Origin of the sequence: Methylocaldum marinum, assembly GCF_003584645.1 — a bacterium.
GTDB classification, from domain to species: Bacteria; Pseudomonadota; Gammaproteobacteria; order Methylococcales; family Methylococcaceae; genus Methylocaldum; species Methylocaldum marinum.
The window spans coordinates 5,168,586-5,182,776 of the sequence record NZ_AP017928.1 but is presented as its reverse complement, the minus strand read 5'-3'; the positions used below and the strand labels follow the sequence as shown (position 1 = coordinate 5,182,776).

Below are 14,191 nucleotides of genomic sequence, written 5' to 3'. Positions count from 1 at the left end.
CGGGCACGAGGGCCGCTTGACCATAAGGCAGACGAAGATCGACCCAAGACGTACATTCCGGCAAGCTCCAATCCGGCTCTGAAGTCGGACATCCACTCGGAAACGGAACTCATATTCGAATAGGCGGCCCGATTCGGAATTTGCAGGACATTTCACAGCTGCCGGCGGTCAAAATCTACCGCCGGCAGGGCAAACGGGCGGTTTGCGAACACGGCGACAATCGGTCCGGCAAACGGCTGGTCCGCTGCCGAAACGAGGCCAAGCGGGTAGGCACGTATGAACGAAAAGGTCTTCGGCACTATAACGATCGAATGCATACAGGAGAATATCGCCGATCAGCCCGACATGGAAGCCGTCGTCAACGCTGCCAATGCCCAGCTTCTGACGGGAGGAGGCGTTGCCGGCGCGATTCACGGGGCCGCGGGGCCCGGACTCGAACGGGAATGCCGGCAATACGCGCCGATTCGTCCCGGCCAGGCAGTCATCACCGGCGCTCATGGCTTGCCCAACCATTACGTAATCCACTGCCTAGGGCCGATCTACGGTGTCGACGAACCCGCCGACAAATTGCTCGCCGACGGCTACCGTAACGCTCTGCGCCTGGCCGAGCAAAACCATATCCGGTCCATCGCCTTTCCGGCGCTCTCGACCGGGGCTTTCGGCTATCCGATGGAGGCGGCGGCAGCGGTGGCCTTCGAGACCATTTTGACCCAGGCGCCCGAACTTTCGTCCGTGAAACACATTCGCTTCGTATTGTTCCGGGCGAAAGACCAGCAGATCCATGCAAGTGTCCTCGAAGCCGTTTCGAATCGCGTACCCGGAGGCTGAGCTTTCATGCACGATTCGAAGCGCCGATGAAGCGGAATCAGGATGACGGAACTTGAAGATGCACTCGCACCCGGCGACGCTTTGATCATCGTCGACGTGCAGAACGACTTTTGTCCGGGCGGAGCCCTGCCGATCGAAAACGGCAATGCGGTGGTACCGATTCTCAACCGCTGGATCGCGGCCGCCGTGAGCCGGAACGTGCCGGTCTATGCCTCGCGCGACTGGCATCCCGCGGGCCACGTCAGCTTCCGGCAAAGCGGCGGCCCCTGGCCGCCCCATTGTTTACAGGACAGCGAGGGCGCCCGCTTTCACCCCGACCTAAAGCTGCCCGATTCGACCGTTATCGTGACCAAGGGCGTTCGTTTCGACCGGGATCAGAATTCGGCATTTGACCAGACCGGACTTGCCCGGCATCTACGCAAGGCCGGCATCAAACGCCTCTGGATAGGCGGTCTCGCGGAGGATATCTGCGTGCTGGCAACGGTGCTGGATGCGCGCCGGGAAGGCTTCGAGGCCATTCTGATTCGGGAAGCCACCCGCCCCGTTACGCCTCGAGGCGGCGAGGAGGCACGCCGGAAGATGCAAGAAGCCGGTGCTGCCGTTACCGGCTTGACGCCGGCCCTCTGAGCGTTCGTCAGGCGCTTACATCATTTCGCAGAAACAATTCATTTCGTCGACAAACCTGACGCAACTCACTAAATTACTCGAAAATCGTAAACAAAAATAAAACGACATCTGATCCGCCCCACGGCCCACCGCGCCATACCCTGTAGAACTCGATGCGTTCCGCAGGCCATTGCGTGCCCGGATGGATTCGCCGGCAAAGGATTACCGGCCTATCGCCCTTAGACTGCCGAACGCCTCTATCAGAGCTTCCGCGAACAAATCCAGTTTGCAATCCCCGGCTGGGGTCGAGCCGTCTCCGCCGGATCGTGGGTTCGTCGCGATAGGTGTCTTCCTTGTATTTTGATTGGAGCGTCAAATGCTAATGTCCGTCCGCCGGAACTGGTTTTCCAATATTCGCGGCGATCTGTTGTCGGGAACCGTGGTGGCACTCGCGCTGATTCCGGAAGCGATCGCGTTTTCGATCATCGCCGGAGTCGATCCCAAGGTCGGCCTGTACGCCTCGTTTTGCATCGCGGTCGTCACCGCTTTCGCGGGCGGGCGGCCCGGGATGATCTCCGCTGCCACCGGCGCCATGGCGCTGCTCATGATCACGCTGGTAAAAGAGCACGGGTTGCAATATCTGTTCGGCGCCACGCTCCTGACCGGCTTCTTTCAGATCATCGCCGGCTATCTCAGGCTGGGCGATCTGATGCGGTTCGTATCGCGATCGGTGGTGACGGGTTTCGTCAATGCCCTGGCCATACTCATCTTCATGGCGCAACTGCCCGAACTTACCAATGTGAGCTGGCATGTCTATGCGATGACTGCCGGCGGACTGGCCATCATTTATCTCTTCCCGCTGCTGACCAGGGCGGTCCCTTCCCCCCTGGTCTGCATCATCGTCCTGACCGCCATCGCCATAGCCCTGGACCTGGATATCCGCACCGTGGGCGATATGGGGCAGTTGCCCGACAATTTGCCGGTTTTTTCCTGGCCCGATGTACCGCTGAGTTTCGAAACCCTTAAAATCGTATTTCCCTATGCCATCACGATGGCCACCGTAGGACTGCTGGAGTCGATGATGACGGCCACCATCGTCGACGATCTTACCGATTCGCCCAGCGACAAGAACCGGGAGTGCAAGGGCCAGGGCATCGCCAATATCGCAGCCGGGTTGTTCGGCGGCATGGCCGGATGCGCCATGATCGGACAGTCCGTGATCAATGTGAAATCCGGCGGGCGGACGCGACTGTCCACCCTTACGGCGGGCGTTTTCCTGTTGATCATGGTCGTGTTCCTGGGGCCCTGGGTATCGCGCATCCCCATGGCCGCGCTCGTTGCCGTGATGATCATGGTTTCGATCGGAACCTTCAGCTGGGACTCGATTCGTAATCTGAGCAAATATCCCTTGAGCACCAATATCGTTATGATTACGACCGTGGCGGTCGTCGTCGCAACGCACAACCTCGCGCTCGGCGTTTTCGTCGGCGTGTTGCTGGCCTCGTTGTTCTTTGCGAACAAGGTCGGCCAATTTCTCGAGATCCGTTCCAAGGCCGGCGAGGACGGTTCGGTGCGGACTTATCTCGTGGTCGGCCAGGTGTTTTTCACCTCGGCCGGCAAGTTCACCGCCGCTTTCGATTTCAAGGAGGATATCGATAAGGTCGTGATCGATCTGACCCGCGCCCACTTCTGGGACATCACCTCGGTAAGCGCTCTGGATAAAGTCGTCATCAAGTTCCGGCGCGAGGGTATCGAAGTCGAGATCGTCGGTCTGAACCAAGCCAGTGCGACTATCGTGGACCGGTTTGCGGTTCACGATAAACCGGAAGCCGTGGAAAAATTGATGGCCCACTGACAAAAGGTTTCAGTATGACTAAGGTAATGGCTTGTATCGATGGCTCGAGGGCGGCTACGGCGGTTTGCGACTACGCCGCCTGGGCAAGCCGCCGGCTTCGCGCCCCGCTCACCTTCATCCATGTACTGGACAAGTCGCAGTACCCGGTGGACGGCAATCTGAGCGGCAATATCGGTTTGGGCAGCCGCGAGTCCTTATTGGAAGAGCTGACGGCCCTGGATGAAAAGCGCGGGAAGCTCGCACGCGAACAGGGCCGGCTGATGCTGGCGGAAGCAAAAGCGCGGGCCGTCGCCGACGGCATCGAATCGCCGTCCTGCGTTCAGCGTCACGGCAGCCTGGTGGATACGCTCTTGGAGTTCGAGGAGGATATTCGCCTGCTGGTAATGGGCAAGCAGGGCGAAACCACCAATGGCGCCAACCATCATATCGGCAGTCACCTGGAGACGATTATCCGAACGATGCACAGGCCGATACTGGTAACACCCCATCAATTCCGCGAGCCCAAGCGGGTCATGTTCGCCTTCGACGGCAGCGCGACCACGCGCAAGGGCATCGAGATGGTGGCCAACAGTCCGCTATTCAGGGGACTGTCCTGTCATATTCTCACCGCCGGCAAGGAAAGTTCCGGCACGCGCGAACACCTCAACTGGGCGAGGGCCGCATTGGCGCGGGCCGGCTTCGATGTAACCGCGGAGATCCGTGACGGCGATGTGCTCAAGGTGACCGAGCAATACCGGCAGGAACACGACATAGATTTGTTGATCATGGGCGCTTACGGCCATTCCAGAATACGCGAGTTTCTGGTGGGCAGCACCACGACGAGCATGCTCACCAACGCCACGCCGCCGGTTTTGGTGCTGCGCTAGAACATTTTCATTTCTACCGTACGGAAGCTCGCGAGTAGACACCGTTTTGGAAATCGAGACGCAAGCCTCGCGACGAGCGACGTAATGCCAAGAACGGATTCGCGACCTACGGCGGCGCGGTCGTAGGTCGGCAATCCTTTGCCGACGAATACTTGAGTCGATCTACCTGGCCGAAGGCGCCAACGACTTCCACCAAGCCTGTTATGCTGTTTGAGATCGCGATCGATGGGTTTCGCTTCGCTCTACCCATCCTACGGTGCGGCGGCGTCGGAGCTCTTGAAGAGCGAGGGATTCATGCCGTAGCGGCTGAGCAAGCGGTAGAACTCGGTTCGATTGCGCTTGGCCAGCTTGGCGGCCTGGGTCACGTTGCCATTGGTCATCTGCAGCAAGCGGATCAGATAATTCCGCTCGAACTGTTCGCGGGCCTCCTGCAAGGACAGGAAAGACGACGGTTCGTCCCGCAGTGCCCGCTGCACCAGCGTTACCGGAATCAGCGGTGTCGAGGACAGCGCCACGCACTGCTCCACGACGTTGCGGAGTTGCCGCACGTTACCGGGCCATTCGAAATTGACGAAACATTCCATGGCTTCCGGCGAGAATCCCTTGACCCGATTGCCGTAGGTTTCCGCCAGATCCCTCAGGAAATGCATCGCCAGCAAGGGAATATCCTCCGGACGCTTGGATAGGGGCGGCAGCATCAAGGTGACGACATTGAGCCGATAATAAAGGTCTTCGCGGAAATTCCCTTCCGCCATGGCCTTGTCCAAATCCGCATGGGTCGCGGAAATGATGCGCACATCCACCGGTTCGTCGTCGGTGGCACCCACCGGCCGCACCTTCATTTCCTGAAGCGCGCGCAACAGCTTCGCCTGAAACGATTTGGGCATATCGCCGATTTCGTCCAGAAACAAGGTGCCGCCGTCGGCGGCACGGAAGAGTCCCTTGTGGTCCCGGGTAGCGCCGGTAAAGGCGCCTCTGCGATGGCCGAAAAGCTCGGACTCGAACAGATTCTCCGGAATCGCACTACAATTCACCGCCACGAACGGCCCATCGGCCCGCGTACTGGCCTCGTGAATGGCGCGTGCGAGCAGTTCCTTTCCGGTACCGCTTTCCCCGCCGATAAAGATGCTCGCCTTACTCTGGGCGACGCGATTGGCCTGGTTCAGAAGCTCTTCCATGAGCGGACTCTGGGTGACGATATGTTGCCGCCAGTCGTCCTGGTCGATCGTAACGCCGCTGGTAAGTCCAATGCGCATGGCCTGATTGACCATCTTGACCAGCTCGTTCTTGTCCACGGGCTTGGACACGAAACCGAACACGCCCCGCTTGGTTGCACTGACGGCATCGCTAATCGTGCCGTGAGCCGTCATGATGATGAAGGGCAAGGTGGGATATTGCTCGTGGAGTACGTCGAACAGCGCCAGGCCGTCCATGCCTTCCATGCGCAGGTCCGTCACGACCACATGGGGACGGAACACGGAAACCCGCGAAATAGCCGCCGCGCCGCTATTCACGGTTTCCAGCTCGAATCCCGCCGAGGTGAGGCGCAAGGCCACGAGACGCAACAGATCCGGATCGTCGTCGACTAATAGGACACGTTTACGTGCAGTATTCATAGGATTATTGTCCGATTTTTGGCTCGTCCAAACGCTGCTCGATGGCTTTGAGCGCGTCCAGCTTCTCTTGAAGCTCTTTCAGTTCGCTCTCTTGCGTTTTCAGCTGCCGGTGCACCTTCTTTTCTTTCGAAACGGTATGGGACACCTGGCGCTCCGAGCTTTTCCGCCTCTCGATCTCCGTGTCGATCCGGCTCAAAATTTCTTTCTGATAAATCAGCAGCGACTTGAGTCGCTCATCATGGAGTTCGGCCAAAGAGGCGTCGGCGATTCCTATGGCATTGCGGATATCGCCGCAGGCCTCGGTGACCGCCTGGGCAAAGAAAACGTGCAGACGTACGCCCAAGCTGCGGTCCACCCGGTAGTCCTGCAATAGCTGCTGGCATTCGGAAAGCCGCTCGGCCGGGGGCATACGGGCAATGTCGGCAGCAAATCCGAGGAGATCCTCAAGCGCATAGCTCGCGTATTTCTGCTCGGATGTTTGAGATGCAGTATCACCATGAACCTTGCTCCTGAAATCTGCACAACCCGTGATAGCGAACAACACGACCAGAGCAGCAGCGCGGGAGGGGAATTTCATGTATCACTTAATCTAGACGTAAAGGAATTTGCACCCGAATTCGGGCGCCGGTTTTGTTCGGGCGGGGCTCCAAAGCTTCGACTTTGCCGTGGTGACCGGAAACGCATTCGCCAACTATGGCCAGTCCCATGCCGGAGCCGGCAACACCCTCCTTTCGGGCGGCCTTTCCCTGAAAGAACGGCTCGAAAACGTGCTTACGCTCATCGGCTTCTATTCCGGGACCGTCATCTTCAACCTCCAACTCCATGTGGCCCCCGTTCTGACGGAGGGAGACCCGGATTTCGCCGCCGATGGGCGAGTATTTAACTGCATTTGACAGCAGATTATCAACAACCGTACGCAATTGGTCCGGGTTGCCGTCGAGCTCGACCGGACGCAGGTGTTCGATCAAGCCGATGGACTTGGTACGCAGTCGAATCTGGTAGTCCTCGATCAATTCCGACACCAGCCGCGCCATATTCACCGTCTCTCTAAGCATGGCGCCGGGACGGGCATTGACCTGACTGTAATTGATCAATTCGGCAATCAAGGTATCCAGCTTTTGAGTGTTGCTGACCACGATTTGAGCGATTTCCCTTTGCTCGGTATTGAGTTCCCCGACGACCTCATCGGCCAGCAACTCGGTGCCTTCATGGATGGTCGCCAGCGGAGTCTTGATTTCGTGGGACACATGACGGATGAATTGCTGCTTGCCTTCCTCGAGCGCCCGGAGCCGGCTGCGCAGCCAGTCCAACCGCTCGCCCAGGTATTCCAGATCCTTGGGACCGGTTACTTGAACCGGCTGAATGAAATCGCCGGCCCCGAGCTTGCGTATGGCGTGATCCATCTGCCGCACGGAGCGAATGATGAAAAACGTGACAAACGAAATCAAAACCGCCGAAATCGGGAGCAGGACCGAAGACTCCTGAAGCATCCGGCGCTGAACCACATCGGACCGATGCTCCAGATTATCGACTTCGGAATCCACGATACCCGAGAAAGCGCGGGCAAGTTCCCGTGCCCTATGATTGAGCGTCGAAAACATCTCATCGGTCGCTTCCACCCGCTCCTTCCTAGGGCTGTCGCGCTGCTCGCGCGTGGAAGAAGCGGAGCGGCGGACGTTGACTTTTTCGACTTTCGCCACCGGCTCGAACGACATGTTCGAAACATGTTGATAGACGCCGTCTTCCTCCAGGGCAAACTGCCGGAGTCCGGCAATCAGCGCCGGTTCTTCGGTCAGACTCAAGAGATTTCCGATCACCTCGCTGAGGTCGCGATGAACCGTTTCAAAAGCGAGACGGCTTTCCTCGTCCTCGAGGACCAGGTAGCGCTTGACCTTGCGCTCAAAATCGGTGAGCTTTTCGCGCAGCAATTCCTTTTTTTGGCTGATCTGAGCCACGCGGTAAGCCGTTTTCTGCGAGGATACCGCCAGTTCCTTGACCGCCGTGACCGCGAACATCAGGGCGAGCACCAGGGGCAGTATCGCCATCGCAAAACCGACGAGAATCAGCTTCCTGAGGGATATCCTTCGCAGAAGGTTAAAGAGAATCACCATGGAGACTTAATCGCAATTCGGATTGTAGTCGAGACCGTTTCTTATGGTTTCCGCCAGAACCGGAGCCAGGAACACAACGTTCGTGGCATGAGGAATACTGTCGCTGCTGCCGATCTCCGAAATACCGCCGTGTAACAGCTTGTTGACGGCATTCTCGACAAACAAGGGATGCGTCACCAGCGCATCGATCTTCTCGGCACCCTGCTCGCGCAACCTGGCGGCGACTTCCATCAAGGTCGTCCCGGTGCTGGCCACGTCATCGATAAGAACGACGCTGCGTCCTCTCACCGGCACATCCGGCGTCTCCACCGATACCTGCCGGTCGCCGAAACGCTGTTTCAGCGCGATGGCGAACGAAAGCCCGGAATCCTTGGCGATGGCGCTCACCCATTGTTCAGATTCGGCATCCGGCCCTATCAGTAATGGCTGATCGGGCCTGTACGCTAGAAAACGCGCGAACAGCGGGGCAGCCGGCACGACGATAGGATTTTTCGCCGGGACCGCCTCTTCGAGTCGGCTTATACGATGCAAATGAGGATCGACGGTGACGACGTCATCGAACAACTCGGCAAGAAACCCCCCGATAATCTTCTGACTGACGATTTCGCCCGGGCGAAAGGCGCAATCTTGACGCATGTAACACAAATACGGTGCTACTAGTGACAGTCTTTTGACGCCATGGTTCCGCAGGGCGCGAGTCACCAGGAGCAGTTCGACCAGTTTCCGGTCCGGATCATGAAGACTGCGGAATACGACGACATGCTCGCCCCTGATTTCGGGCAAGGTCAGCTTGCTTTCGCCATCCGGGAAACGGTGCGCGTCGACTTCGCCGTACCGGGCATCCAGAGCCTCCACCACCGCCAAGGCCTGACGGCGAGAATCGGGAAATCCTAAAATCATGGTCAAAATTCCACGTAGCCCCTGGGTATCTTGTCGAACTCGCCCAATTCGTAACCGGTACGCTGACGAACGAAATCGCAGGCGAAATCGTAATTCGACGGAAACTCGGCATGAATCCGGTACAACGCTTCGCCTTGTTCCACTTTGTCGCCCAGCTTCTTGAGCAGATCGACGCCGGCCCCTTTCGAAATCGGCGCCCCGGCCAGTCGTGCAATGCGGGCGAGGAAGAAATTATCGATATGGGTCACGGAACCCGCGCGCTCCGCACAGACTTCGTAGGTCAGCTTGCCCAGCTCGATTTTCTGCTCCTGCACACCTTGTGCCATAACAATACGGTTCATCTTTTCCAAGGCTCGCCCCGATTCCAGAATTTCCCGGGCAATGGCATAACCCTGCCCGCCGCGCACGTCCGGGTCGAATTCGATGATCCGCCCGGCTAGGCGCAGGGATTTCTCCCGTAGATCGGTGGGAGCGCCGGGATCGTTTTCCAGTACCCGCATCACGTCGCGCACCTCCAGAACCGGCCCGATGCCGAGACCGACGGGCTGCCGGCCGTCGGTGATCATCACTTCCAGATAAAGCCCCAGGCGATCACCGACGTACTCGAATAGTTTTCGCAACTGCATCGCATCGCGCATGTGCCGAACTTTTGCCGTCGGCCCCACCGGAATGTCGAGCAGGAGATGCGTAGCACCCGCCGCAAGCTTCTTGGACAGAATCGAAGCCACCATCTGGCCTTGCGAGTCGATGCCCAAAGGCCGCTCGACCGAGATCAGCATATCGTCCACCGGCGCCAGGGACGTCGTTCCGCCCCAGACCAGGCAGCCTCGCTCGAGGCGAACCAGCTTGTCCAAGGTTTCCGGCAAGAGATCCACTCGCGCCAGTACTTCCATGGTATCCGCGGTACCGGCCGGCGAGGTTATGGCTCGGCTCGAGGTTTTCGGGATCAAGGTGCCGTGCGCCGCCACGATGGGCACGACCAGCATGGACGTCCGGTTGCCCGGAATACCGCCGATGCAGTGTTTGTCGGCGACCAAAGGTTCGTTCCAGTCTATCCTATTCCCGGTCGCCAGCATGGACTTGGTCAGAAGCAGCACTTCGTCCCTGTCCAGACCGTTCTGCCCGGTCGCCACCAGAAAAGCCGCCATTTCCATCTTCGAATAACGGCGATCGGCGATATCGCGCGTGATGGCGATATAGTCGTCGTAACTCAGCCGTTCGCCGCCGATCTTCCGGCGCACCGCATCCATGGAGGCCGGCGGTTCCGCCTGCGCGACCCGGACGTCGTGCCCCTCGTCGGCGCACAACTGGCTGAAGGCCTGCTCGGATAGGCCGAGTTCGTCCGGAGTGACGATTTTGTCATCGTCCACCACGTTCAACACGGCCTCGATACGTTCGCCGTTGCAAGACACCACGATCTTCGCGAGCGCCTGAAAACCTTCGGCACGGTAAACCGAGCACTCCCGATGGAGATAAGCCACGTTTTCCCGGTAGGTATCGATAGCGATACGGCGCAACTTGAGCCGATGGCCGACGTGCTGGTCGTGAAAATCGGAAACCGGGGAAGCCGGCGCTTCGGAGTCGGATGCCGCTTGGGTCATGTTTCAGCAATCATTTTCGAAAAAACTCTAATTTTTTATTTGTAGGACGGATTGTTTACCACTTACACCGCCGAACCCTTAAAATAACATGTCATACGTATACAGTCGTCCGTCTCGTCCATTTGCCGTCTACTTCCGATATGCACGCCGCTCTTTTCTACCCGTTAATCTCGATCGCGGCGTTGCTCACCCTTTGGCAAGCTGCGGCGACCGCCTTCGGAACGCCGTTGCTGCCGTCGCCCCTGGAGGTATCCGAAGTGTTTCTTTCGGAAGTCCGCTCCGGAGCGCTGCCCTACCACCTGGGCGTCACCCTGGCGCGGCTGGCGGTCAGCTTCGGCCTGGCCATGAGCATGGGAACCGCCCTGGGAATTTTTCTGGGCCGACACGAAAGGCTGGACCGGTTTTTCGACAGTTGGCTGGTATTCTTTCTGAACATTCCGGCCCTCGTCATCATTATCCTGTGCTACGTATGGTTCGGATTGGTGGAAAGCGCCGCGATCGCCGCCGTGGTCATCAACAAGCTGCCCAACGTCATCGTGACTTTGCGGGAAGGCGCGCGGACGCTGGATCGGGATCTCTTGGAAATGGCGGAAGCGTATCGGTTCGGCCGGTACAAGACCTTGCGCCATATTATCTGGCCGCAGCTGTATCCATTTTTCATCGCCGCCTCGCGCACCGGGCTGGCGCTGATCTGGAAGATCATTCTGGTCGTGGAACTGCTCGGACGCAGCAACGGCATGGGTTTCCAGTTGCACCTGTTTTTCCAGATGTTCAACGTCTCCGCCATACTCGCCTATACCATCGCCTTCGTCGTCGTGATTCAGTTGATCGAGATAGGGCTGCTCAAACCGCTCGATCGTCATGCGCAACGGTGGCGCCGATGACCGCGGTCAAGATCGAAATCGTCCGAAAAACCTATCGCCCCAAGGGAGAACCCGGCTCGCCCGTCATACTCCGGGATTTGTCCATCATACTCGGATCGGGGGAATTTGCCTGCCTGGTCGGCCCCTCGGGTTGCGGTAAGACCACGCTGTTAAATATAGCAGCCGGGCTGGACCGGGATTATGAAGGCACGGTGCGAATCGGGACCGAAACCGGCCCGCCGCACATCGGGTATGTGTTTCAGAATCCGCGCCTGATTCCCTGGCGCACGGTGCGGGAAAACATCGAACTGGCGCTTCCGGAACGAGCCGAACCCGCCTACCTCGACCATCTTTTCGAGGTGGTCGGACTCGCCGGCGCCCAAGATGTTTACCCGGAACGACTGTCGCTGGGCATGAGCCGGCGCGTGGCCCTGGTACGTGCCTTCGCCGTCAATCCGGACCTTTTACTCATGGACGAACCCTTCGTCTCGCTCGATCCTCCGACCGCCCGCCGCGTGCGCGAACTGGTCGTGGCGCTCTGGCAGGAACGACCGCACACCGTTCTGTTCGTCACCCACGACCTGCGGGAAGCGATCGAACTCGCGGACCGCCTGATATTTCTGTCCTCGCACCCCGCCTCCGTCATTTGCGATATACCCGTCGACGTCCCGCGCACGGAAAGAAACGAATCCGCCATAGAAATATTTCGCCAGCGGCTTTATTCGGATTACCCGGTCATTCGGGAGCTGCTCTAGGATAGGTCGGCCGGATCGCCGACCGGGAATCGGTTCAGACCCCGATGAAACACCGTGACATTCGGGAATAAGGGGCATCGCCCCGGGCAATAGACGTCGCAAACGCAGCCATCCGGGATTGTTCCGCCTCGCAAGAGCGGCGCGCGAGGGCCTGCCGACATGAGCGATGGCTCAGGCGACTGCCGTGGTGGATATTGGTCACTCGAAGAAAAACTTGTTACCATCCATCCACCGTGAAAATGTTTCCTCTTAGGCATCACCGACACTTGAAGCTCGGGCTGAGCCTGTTGCTCATCCTGGCAGTGCTGGGACACTTCGCGCCGGGCATTCCGGAACGAGCTGCCTACGTCCTCTGCTTCGGAGCGGACGGACACGTTGCGGTGGAACCGGGCGGGCACGATCATCGCGCGCCAGATCCGGGCAGATCTGCCGGACATCATACTGAAATTTCCGCGCCGTTTTCAGGCGACGGTTCCTGTATCGACATTCCCGTCGCAGGCAACGATCACGGCTCGCATGCGCCCTTCCCCGAAATCGGAACCGGTTTCGGCGGATTGGAATGGCTCGCGCTCGTTGCGCTTTGTTTCATTCTGCTTCCCTCGGTCGGAACGGTCGCCGCCGGTTTCCGTCCTCACAGGCCTCCACCCGCAGACGCCCGGGTTCTTCTCCGCCGCACCGTCGTGCTGCTGATCTAGGTCTTTACCGCCGCTACATCCGCGGCAACGCGGATATGCCCCATTACACTCCGTGCCGGTCCACTCGTCGCGGCACGATGTTTTACGGCTATCGAGACTTTCGCCATGCGCTTACCCCGCTTGTTTAAACCGGGCGCAGAAACCCGCCCAAAACGCCCCCCCCTTCGACGCGGGATTGCCCCCTGTCCGCGATCCCGGTTCGCGAGCCATCCGCTTTTCGCCACCTTGGCGCTCGCCCTGGCGTTCCTGCCGCTCACCGCCGCCGTCCGGACATCCCCGCACGCGGAGGAGCAACCGGTGCACAGACACGAACCGGGTCATGCCCACGAACACGATCACGATGAGGAACACCTCGTTCGGCTGAGTGCATCGCAGCTCGAGCTCGTCGGCATTCGCGTCGTTGCCGCGCAGCCCGGGCGACTGGCGATGACGCTGAATCTGCCCGGTCAGATTGCGATCAACGCCGACCGGCTCGCCCACGTGGTACCGCGCGTGGCCGGTGTGGTGGCGGAAGTCAGGAAAACGCTCGGCGACAGCGTCGAGGCCGGCGAGGTCATGGCAGTAATCGACAGCCGCGAACTGGCGGAGTCCAGGGCCGCTTATCTCGCGGCGTGCAAGCAAGCGGAACTGGCCTCCGCAACCTTCCGGCGCAAGGAAATCCTGTGGAAGGAGGAAATCATCCCGAAACAGGTTTATCAGGAAGCGAAGCTTGCTCTGGCGGTCGCCCGGGTCGAGGAACACACGGTAGAGCAAAAGCTCCTGGCGATGGGGATTTCCCTGCAACAACTGCACGTGCTGCGCCGCGAACCCCTGGAATCGCTTCATCCTCACGAAGAATTGAGCCGCTACGAGATCGCCGCGCCATTCGCCGGCACCATCCTCGAGCGGCACATCACCCTGGGTGAAGCGGTACAGCCCGATGCCCCGATCTTTCTGCTCGGGGATCTGAGCACCGTCTGGGTGGATTTGAACGTCTATCCCAAGGACCTGCCACGGGTGCGAAGCGGCCAGACCGTGACCATCGGCATTGGCGACGAAGGGCCGGACACCCGGGGGAAAATTATCCATGTCCAGCCGCTGATCAACGAGGAAACCCGGCGGACCTTCGCCCGCGCCGAGATCGACAATCGCGACGGCCGCTGGCAGCCCGGCCTGTTCGTCACCGGGAGGCTGGAAACCGGCAGTGTCGAAGTGCCGGTGAGAGTCGCCCGTACCGCCTTGCAAAGCATCAAAAGCCACGAGTTCGCCGGCACCGGCTTTGAACCGGCCCACGCCGGACCCGGGCAAACCGTGAAGGGACTGCTGCAAACCGTGGTGTTCGTGCGGGAGGATGAAGGTTTCGAACCGCGTCCGGTCGTCATCGGCCGCGGCGACGACCGCTACGTGGAGGTCGTCGGCGGGCTCGAACCCGGCGAGCTCTACGCCGAGACCGGCAGCTTCATCCTCAAAGCCGAATTGGAAAAAGGCGAGGCGACCCATGAACATTAGCCCGCGT

Annotated in this window: 13 protein-coding genes; 8 read left to right on the top strand and 5 right to left on the bottom strand. The window is 59.4% G+C overall.

Annotated features, from left to right (window positions below; translation table 11 throughout):
- The first annotated feature begins 276 nt into the window (after window positions 1-276).
- The 4 genes from sS8_RS23135 (at window position 277) to sS8_RS23120 (ending at window position 4,155) form a co-directional block, all read left to right on the top strand.
- Window positions 277-828, top strand: a complete 552-nt coding sequence (locus sS8_RS23135) for a macro domain-containing protein (protein WP_119631834.1) — start codon at window positions 277-279, stop codon at window positions 826-828.
- A 42-nt stretch (window positions 829-870) separates the two neighbouring features.
- A complete protein-coding gene (locus sS8_RS23130) occupies window positions 871-1,455 on the top strand; it encodes a nicotinamidase (protein ID WP_119631833.1) in 585 nt (194 codons plus the stop codon).
- A gap of 355 nt (window positions 1,456-1,810) precedes the next feature.
- Window positions 1,811-3,289, top strand: coding sequence for a SulP family inorganic anion transporter (locus tag sS8_RS23125; protein WP_119631832.1), 1,479 nt, complete (start codon window positions 1,811-1,813; stop codon window positions 3,287-3,289).
- Between the two features lie 14 nt (window positions 3,290-3,303).
- On the top strand, window positions 3,304-4,155 hold the full coding sequence (locus sS8_RS23120) for a universal stress protein (protein ID WP_119631831.1): 852 nt from the start codon (window positions 3,304-3,306) through the stop codon (window positions 4,153-4,155).
- Between the two features lie 251 nt (window positions 4,156-4,406).
- Here sS8_RS23120 and sS8_RS23115 read toward each other — a convergent pair whose 3' ends face one another.
- From sS8_RS23115 to sS8_RS23095, 5 genes are all read right to left on the bottom strand, one after another.
- Window positions 4,407-5,771: a sigma 54-interacting transcriptional regulator gene (locus sS8_RS23115; RefSeq protein ID WP_119631830.1), complete on the bottom strand. Its 1,365-nt coding sequence runs from the start codon at window positions 5,769-5,771 to the stop codon at window positions 4,407-4,409.
- Between the two features lie 4 nt (window positions 5,772-5,775).
- Window positions 5,776-6,348 carry a hypothetical protein gene (locus tag sS8_RS23110; protein ID WP_145986655.1) on the bottom strand — a complete coding sequence of 191 codons (573 nt, stop codon included), beginning with the start codon at window positions 6,346-6,348 and terminating at the stop codon, window positions 5,776-5,778.
- A gap of 7 nt (window positions 6,349-6,355) precedes the next feature.
- Entirely contained in the window at window positions 6,356-7,816 is a 1,461-nt protein-coding gene (locus sS8_RS23105) for a HAMP domain-containing sensor histidine kinase (RefSeq protein ID WP_170161224.1), read from the bottom strand.
- A 72-nt stretch (window positions 7,817-7,888) separates the two neighbouring features.
- Window positions 7,889-8,782: a ribose-phosphate diphosphokinase gene (locus sS8_RS23100; protein ID WP_119631827.1), complete on the bottom strand. Its 894-nt coding sequence runs from the start codon at window positions 8,780-8,782 to the stop codon at window positions 7,889-7,891.
- Window positions 8,783-8,784: 2 nt separating this feature from the next.
- The gene (locus sS8_RS23095) at window positions 8,785-10,383 is read right to left on the bottom strand and encodes a thymidine phosphorylase family protein (protein WP_119631826.1); all 1,599 of its coding nucleotides are present in this window, start codon (window positions 10,381-10,383) and stop codon (window positions 8,785-8,787) included.
- 140 nt (window positions 10,384-10,523) lie between these two features.
- Here sS8_RS23095 and sS8_RS23090 point away from each other — a divergent pair, with 140 nt between their 5' ends.
- The 4 genes from sS8_RS23090 (at window position 10,524) to sS8_RS23075 (ending at window position 14,184) form a co-directional block, all read left to right on the top strand.
- Window positions 10,524-11,267, top strand: coding sequence for an ABC transporter permease (locus sS8_RS23090; RefSeq protein ID WP_119631825.1), 744 nt, complete (start codon window positions 10,524-10,526; stop codon window positions 11,265-11,267).
- On the top strand, window positions 11,264-12,001 hold the full coding sequence (locus sS8_RS23085; RefSeq protein ID WP_119631824.1) for an ABC transporter ATP-binding protein: 738 nt from the start codon (window positions 11,264-11,266) through the stop codon (window positions 11,999-12,001). Before sS8_RS23090 ends, sS8_RS23085 begins: the two co-directional genes overlap by 4 nt.
- A 233-nt stretch (window positions 12,002-12,234) precedes the next feature.
- Window positions 12,235-12,696: a hypothetical protein gene (locus sS8_RS23080; protein WP_145986654.1), complete on the top strand. Its 462-nt coding sequence runs from the start codon at window positions 12,235-12,237 to the stop codon at window positions 12,694-12,696.
- A gap of 297 nt (window positions 12,697-12,993) precedes the next feature.
- Window positions 12,994-14,184: an efflux RND transporter periplasmic adaptor subunit gene (locus sS8_RS23075; protein WP_170161223.1), complete on the top strand. Its 1,191-nt coding sequence runs from the start codon at window positions 12,994-12,996 to the stop codon at window positions 14,182-14,184.
- Window positions 14,185-14,191: the final 7 nt, after the last annotated feature.

Coding starts and splice junctions, on each gene's coding strand:
- sS8_RS23095 (WP_119631826.1), bottom strand. CDS start 10,383: ATGACCCAAGCGGCATCCGACTCCGAAGCGCCGGCTTCCCCGGTTTCC.
- sS8_RS23125 (WP_119631832.1), top strand. CDS start 1,811: ATGCTAATGTCCGTCCGCCGGAACTGGTTTTCCAATATTCGCGGCGAT.
- sS8_RS23130 (WP_119631833.1), top strand. CDS start 871: ATGACGGAACTTGAAGATGCACTCGCACCCGGCGACGCTTTGATCATC.
- sS8_RS23105 (WP_170161224.1), bottom strand. CDS start 7,816: ATGGCGATACTGCCCCTGGTGCTCGCCCTGATGTTCGCGGTCACGGCG.
- sS8_RS23100 (WP_119631827.1), bottom strand. CDS start 8,782: ATGATTTTAGGATTTCCCGATTCTCGCCGTCAGGCCTTGGCGGTGGTG.
- sS8_RS23090 (WP_119631825.1), top strand. CDS start 10,524: ATGCACGCCGCTCTTTTCTACCCGTTAATCTCGATCGCGGCGTTGCTC.
- sS8_RS23120 (WP_119631831.1), top strand. CDS start 3,304: ATGACTAAGGTAATGGCTTGTATCGATGGCTCGAGGGCGGCTACGGCG.
- sS8_RS23085 (WP_119631824.1), top strand. CDS start 11,264: ATGACCGCGGTCAAGATCGAAATCGTCCGAAAAACCTATCGCCCCAAG.
- sS8_RS23135 (WP_119631834.1), top strand. CDS start 277: ATGAACGAAAAGGTCTTCGGCACTATAACGATCGAATGCATACAGGAG.
- sS8_RS23115 (WP_119631830.1), bottom strand. CDS start 5,771: ATGAATACTGCACGTAAACGTGTCCTATTAGTCGACGACGATCCGGAT.
- sS8_RS23110 (WP_145986655.1), bottom strand. CDS start 6,348: ATGAAATTCCCCTCCCGCGCTGCTGCTCTGGTCGTGTTGTTCGCTATC.